The organism is uncultured Nevskia sp., from assembly GCF_903885465.1.
GTDB lineage: Bacteria > Pseudomonadota > Gammaproteobacteria > Nevskiales > Nevskiaceae > Nevskia.
Genome location: NZ_CAISIQ010000373.1, coordinates 1 through 4,450, shown reverse-complemented (window position 1 = coordinate 4,450; position 4,450 = coordinate 1). Strand labels below are relative to the sequence as shown.

Genomic DNA, 4,450 nt, shown 5'->3' with positions numbered 1-4,450 from the left:
GTCAGTTTCGTCCCGCGTAGTCCCGAGCAAACTGCTGCGCAACCCGCCCCGAGCGCGAAGCGCGATTCAGCGCCCAGCGCTGCGCCAGCACTTTCAGCTCGTCGTTCCAGTCGGTCACGCCGAGTCGCGACAGATGCAGGCGCACGGCGTCGATGTACTGAACCTGGCTGAACGGCTGGAAGCTCAGCCACAGGCCGAAGCGCTCGGACAGCGCGACCTTTTCCTCGGTCGATTCGCCGGGGTTCAGCTCATCATTTTCCCAGCGATATTCGGCGTTGTCGGATTTCAGCTGCGGTGTCAGATGCCGGCGATTGCTGGTCGCGTAGATCAGCACGTTCTCGGCCGGTTCCTCGATGCCGCCATCGAGCGCGGCCTTCAGCGCGGTCAACGCCGAATCATTGGACGCGATCGAGAAATCGTCGACGTACAGCACAAAGCGCTCCGGCCGTCCGCGCAGCGGCGCGACGACATCCGGCAGATCGACCAGATCCTGCGGATGAACCTCGACCAGCCGCAGACCGCGCGGCGCGAACTCGGTCAGCAGCGCTTTCACCAGCGAGGATTTGCCGGTGCCGCGCGAGCCGGTCAGCAGGATGTGGTTGGCAGGCTTGCCGGCGACGAACTGCTCGGTGTTCTGCACTGCCGCCGCTTTCTGGCGATCGATGCCGAGCAGATGGTCGAGCTGCACCGTCGCCGGAAAGGCGATCGGCTGCAGCGCGCCATTGCGCCAGCGCCAGGCGAGCGTTTCCGCGTTCATCTGCGACACAGCCTCAGAACAGCTGGGTCTTGCTGACGTCGAGCACCTTCGGCGGTTCGCGTGACGCGATCCAGTCGCCGGTGATCATCTCCGCGTAGCTCATGCCGGGGCCGACCATCGGATAGACGCCGGCATCGCGATCGATGACCACTTCGAGGAAGGCCGGACCAGGGAAGGCGACGAACTCGCCGACCACGCGATCGATGTTCGCCGGGTTCGACAGCTGCACCGCGTACTCGAAGCCATCGGCCTGCGCGGCTTTCACGAAATCCTTCTTGTGCAGTGTCTTGTCGCTGCCCGAGAAGCGGCTTTCGTGAAAGAGCTTCTGCCATTGGCGAACCATGCCGTCGCCGGAATTGTTCAGCACCACCACTTTGATCGGCAGGCCGTAGTTGGTGATCGTTTCCATCTCGCCGATGTTCATCCGCACCGAAGCGTCGCCGTCGATGTCGACGACGATCTTCTTCGGATTGGCGAACTGTGCGCCGATCGCCGCCGGCAGACCGAAGCCCATCGTGCCCATCGAACCGGAGGTGAGCCACAGGCGCGGCTGCCGGAAATCGAAGTACTGCGCGGCCCACATCTGATGCTGGCCGACGCCGGTGGCGATGATCGCGTCACCTTTGGTGATGCGGTTGATCGCTTCGATGATCGCGTACGGCTGGATGGTCGCCGAGGCGCGGTCGTAGTTCATCGCGTGGACACGCTTCAGCTCGGCCACGTGGCCATGCCATTCGCGGTAGTCCGGCTTGAAGTTCTGCGCCCGGCCATGCGCCAGCACCTGGGTCAGCGCCACCTTCAGATTGCCGACGTGCGACCAGGTCACCCGCTTGACCTTGTTGATCTCGGAAGCGTCGACATCGAAGTGCAGGATCGCCTTGGCGTTGCGGGCGAACTTCGACGGCACACCGGCCACGCGATCGTCGAAGCGGGCGCCGATCGCGATCAGCAGATCGCAGTCATCGATCGCATAGTTCGCGTAGGCGGTGCCATGCATGCCGAGCATGTGCATCGACAGCGGATCGGTGGTGTCGTAAGCGCCGAGACCCATCAGGGTCATCACCGTCGGGATGCGGTACTCGTTGGCGAAGGCGCGCAGCTGCTCGGCCGCTTCGGCGTGGATGACGCCGCCGCCGGCGTAGATCATCGGCCGCTTGGCCGCCTTGAACAGCTCGTGGAAGCGGGCGAGGGAAGCGTCGTCGATGCGCGCTTCATCGGTCACGCGCAGGCGGGCGCGGTAGCCCGGCACCGGCAGGCGGCCGAGCACGTCACGACGACCGGTGAACACGCCCTTCCAGTTCTGCACGTCCTTCGGCACGTCGACGACCACCGGGCCGGGACGACCAGTGCGGGCGATCTCGAACGCGGTGCGCACGGTGGCTTCGAGCTTGCTCGGATCGGTGACCAGGAACACGTGCTTGGCGCAGGCGGCCATGATGTTGCTGATCGGCGCTTCCTGGAACGCGTCGGTGCCCATCGCCGAAGTCGGCACCTGGCCGCAGATGACCACGATCGGTGTGGAGTCGGCCATCGAATCGCGCACCGGAGTCACGGTGTTGGTGGCACCCGGGCCGGACGTCACCAGCGCCACGCCGACCCGGCCCGAGGACCGTGCATAGCCGGCCGCCATGAAGCCGGCGCCCTGCTCGTTGGCCGGCACGATCAGCGGCATCGGGTCTTCGCCCTTGGCGCTCGGATTGGCGGCATTGAAGCGGAAGATCGCATCGTAGGTCGGCAGAATCGCGCCACCCGAATAGCCGAAGACGACATCGACACCCTCATCGGCCAGGACCTGGACGATGATGTCGGCGCCGCTCATCGTCTGGCCGGCGAGGGGGTGCGTGTCGTGCTGCAGCGGTGCGTTCATCGGATCGAATGCTCGTTGGGTCGCGGGTAGTGCGCGGGAGAAGTTGCGCGTTAACGGTGCGTTTGACGCTCTGCAGCGCCAAAAGGGGCGCTTTTATAGCATGTCCGCACTGTTTCCGGCCCGTTCCCGTCTTGCGCAAGACGCAATGTGCGGCTACCGTGCGCGCCCTATGCGTCAAGATCAAAGACATATCGTTTCCATCCTGCTTCAGAACGAAGCAGGCGCGCTGGCGCGTGTCGCCGGCATGTTCTCGGCCCGCGGCTACAACATCGAGTCGCTATCGGTCGCGCCGACTCACGATCCCAGCCTGTCCCGGCTGACGCTCGTGACCTACGGCAGCGAATCGGTCGTCGAACAGATCATCAAGCAGTCGCGCAAGCTGATCGAAATCGTCGAGATCATCGATCTCGCCGGCCGCGATCACATCGAAGCCGAACTGTTGATGCTCAAGGTCCGGGTCGATGCGCTCAACCTGCAGCCGGTCGTCGACTGCGTGGTCCGCCACCACGGCCAGATTCTCGACGAGACCGAAGCCACCCGCACCGTGCAGCTGACCGGCACCGGCGCCGAGGTCAACGACTTCGTCGCCGAAATCTCCGGCCTGGCCCGCGTGCTCGAACTGGCGCGCAGCGGCACCGCGGCCCTGGCACGCGGTACCACCGTGCTCGCTGCGCCGGTCTGAAACGTCGGCCTCGAGAAACGAGCTGTAAATAACGATCCGATCCACCGAAGGCGCATCCGCGCTTCATCCGTCCCACGAGAGGGAACCGCTGTGAGCATTTCAGTTTTCTACGATAAAGACGCCGACCTTTCGATCATCCAGTCGCGCAAGGTCACGATCCTTGGCTATGGCTCGCAGGGCCATGCCCATGCGCTGAACCTCAAGGACTCCGGTGTCGACGTTACCGTCGGCCTGCGCAAGAGCTCGAAGAGCTGGGTCAAGGCGGCCAACGCCGGCCTCAAGGTGCTCGAAGTCGCCGACGCGGTGAAGACTGCCGACGTGGTCATGATCCTCGCCCCGGACCAGGATCAGCGCCTGATCTATGAGCAGAGCGTGGTCAACAATCTGAAGGAAGGCGGCGTGCTGGCCTTCGCCCACGGCTTCAACATCCATTTCGGCCTGATCCAGCCGCGCGCCGACCTCGACGTGATCATGGTTGCGCCGAAGGGCCCCGGCCACACCGTGCGCTCGACCTACACCCAGGGCGGCGGCGTGCCGAGCCTGATCGCGATCCACCAGGACGCCTCCGGTTCCGCCAAGCAGATCGCCCTGAGCTACGCCTCGGCGAATGGCGGCGGCCGCGCCGGCATCATCGAAACCAACTTCCGCGAAGAGACCGAAACCGATCTGTTCGGCGAACAGGCCGTGCTCTGCGGCGGCGCCTCGGCGCTGGTGCAGGCGGGTTTCGAAGTGCTGGTCGAAGCCGGCTACGCGCCGGAAATGGCTTACTTCGAGTGCCTGCACGAACTCAAGCTGATCGTCGACCTGATGTACGAAGGCGGCATCTCGACGATGCGCTACTCGATCTCGAACACCGCCGAATACGGCGACTACGTGACCGGCCCGCGCATCATCACCGAAGAAACCAAGAAGGAAATGAAGCGCGTCCTCGCCGACATCCAGACCGGCAAGTTCGCTCGTGACTTCGTCCTCGAGAACCAGGCTGGCCAGCCGATGATGCAGGCGCGTCGTCGCATTGCCGCCGAGCACCAGATCGAAACCGTCGGCGCCGGTCTGCGCGCGATGATGCCGTGGATCTCGAAGAACAAGCTGGTCGACAAGACGAAAAATTAAAGACGCGAGTCACCCGGCGAGGGACCCACGC

At 64.4% G+C, this 4,450-nt stretch carries 4 protein-coding genes; 2 read left to right on the top strand and 2 right to left on the bottom strand.

From position 1 onward, the window contains the following. Nucleotide 1 precedes the first annotated feature (1 nt). Both QZY06_RS14625 and ilvB read right to left on the bottom strand, forming a co-directional pair. Entirely contained in the window at nucleotides 2-757 is a 756-nt protein-coding gene (locus tag QZY06_RS14625; RefSeq protein WP_273454730.1) for an ATP-binding protein, read from the bottom strand. Between the two features lie 13 nt (nucleotides 758-770). After that, on the bottom strand, nucleotides 771-2,624 hold the full coding sequence (ilvB, locus tag QZY06_RS14620) for a biosynthetic-type acetolactate synthase large subunit (RefSeq protein WP_295685812.1): 1,854 nt from the start codon (nucleotides 2,622-2,624) through the stop codon (nucleotides 771-773). Between the two features lie 169 nt (nucleotides 2,625-2,793). Here ilvB and ilvN point away from each other — a divergent pair, with 169 nt between their 5' ends. Further along, nucleotides 2,794-3,306, top strand: a complete 513-nt coding sequence (gene ilvN / locus QZY06_RS14615; protein ID WP_022975656.1) for an acetolactate synthase small subunit — start codon at nucleotides 2,794-2,796, stop codon at nucleotides 3,304-3,306. Nucleotides 3,307-3,402: 96 nt separating this feature from the next. After that, the gene (gene ilvC / locus QZY06_RS14610) at nucleotides 3,403-4,419 is read left to right on the top strand and encodes a ketol-acid reductoisomerase (protein ID WP_028475137.1); all 1,017 of its coding nucleotides are present in this window, start codon (nucleotides 3,403-3,405) and stop codon (nucleotides 4,417-4,419) included. The last annotated feature ends 31 nt before the right edge of the window (nucleotides 4,420-4,450 follow it).

What these genes read in the sequence shown, in the direction of transcription:
- QZY06_RS14625 (WP_273454730.1), bottom strand. Translation starts at nt 757, where the DNA reads ATGAACGCGGAAACGCTCGCCTGGCGCTGGCGCAATGGCGCGCTGCAG.
- ilvB (WP_295685812.1), bottom strand. Translation starts at nt 2,624, where the DNA reads ATGAACGCACCGCTGCAGCACGACACGCACCCCCTCGCCGGCCAGACG.
- ilvN (WP_022975656.1), top strand. Translation starts at nt 2,794, where the DNA reads ATGCGTCAAGATCAAAGACATATCGTTTCCATCCTGCTTCAGAACGAA.